This window comes from Rhodoferax sp. ZS1R8, assembly GCF_056521325.1.
This window is the reverse complement of the sequence record NZ_JBWMBA010000108.1, coordinates 1-1,247: the sequence shown is the minus strand read 5'-3', so window position 1 is coordinate 1,247 and position 1,247 is coordinate 1. Positions and strand designations below refer to the sequence as shown.

The following is a 1,247-nucleotide window of genomic DNA, read 5'->3' as shown; positions in this document are numbered from 1 at the left end:
AGCCCGGTGGCGCAGGGGCGGGCAGTAGCGCCAGCTCTTCCTCCGCGTCCAGGATCAGGGATTGGGGGTCCGCCAGGTTCAGCTCTATCCAGAAGTCGCTGCCGACCCCAACGGTGCTGTGGGCACCAATGCCTCCGTCCATCAGCTCCACCAGGCGCTTGCTCACGACCAGGCCAATACCGGTACCTTCTTCGTTGCTCTCTTCTTGGCCCAGCCGGTTGAAGGGCTGGAACAACTGCGCGAGCTGCTCCGGTGCAAGCCCCTCGCCTGTGTCCCGCACGCTGATGCGAATCGCATCCGGGGAACACAACGCACACTCCACAGTCACCGCGCCCTGCGCCTTGTTGTACTTGATGGCGTTGGACAGGAGATTGATCATCACCTGTTTGAGCCGGGTGCGGTCGGCCTGCACAGTGCCGGGGAGCATTAACGCGGGAAACGTCATGGTGATTGCGCGCTGGCTGGCCTGCGCCTCCATCATGGCCCGGCATTCAAGCATGACTTCGGCAAGCGAGACGGGCTCTTGTGTCACGGACAAGTTGCCCGACTCAATTTGCGCAAGGTCGAGCAGCTCGTTGACCAGGTCTAGCAAGTACCAGCCGCCTTTGAGGATCTGTTCAAGGTTTCTCCTCTGGGTGGGTGTCGGTGCCGGAGCCCCGGATTCTATGAGTTGGGCGAAGCCCAAGATCGCGTTGAGCGGCGTGCGCAATTCATGGCTCATGCTGGATAAAAAATCCGACTTTGCCCGGTTGGCTTTTTCCGCAACTGCGGTGGCCTCGATCAGATTCAGCTCGATGCGTTTGCGCTCGGTGATGTCACTGGCAGCGCCAAACCATGTGACCAGACCTTGGTTCTCATCCAGAATAGGCACAGCGCGGGACAGCGCCCAACCGATGGAGCCGTCGGGGCGCCGGACGCGATGCTCCAGCTCAAACAGAGTCTTTCCGGCGATTGCATCGCTGATCGCCTTCCTGACGCGGGGGTGCTCCTCGCGCGGGATGTTCTGGTCCAACCACTCCCAGGTGGCGAGCGGCTTGTCCATGCTCAGAACCAACTGGCGTCCGTTCAGCGACAGAATCATGGACCAGTCGGCTGACATGCGGTAGGCGATCTCTGAACTGGCTTCTGCCAAAGCCTGATAGTGCTGCTCGGTTTCATGCAGCGCCGCTTCCGTGCGCTTACGCTCGGTTATGTCCAAGGCGATGCCTTCCACGCGGATCGGTTTGTCAGTGGCGTCGCAGTAGACG

Annotated in this window: 1 protein-coding gene; it reads right to left on the bottom strand. The window is 60.9% G+C overall.

Translation table 11 applies throughout. The features are described from left to right. A partial coding sequence (locus tag AC097P_RS24190; protein WP_479612967.1) for a PAS domain-containing sensor histidine kinase occupies positions 1-1,247 on the bottom strand: 1,247 nt, incomplete at both ends.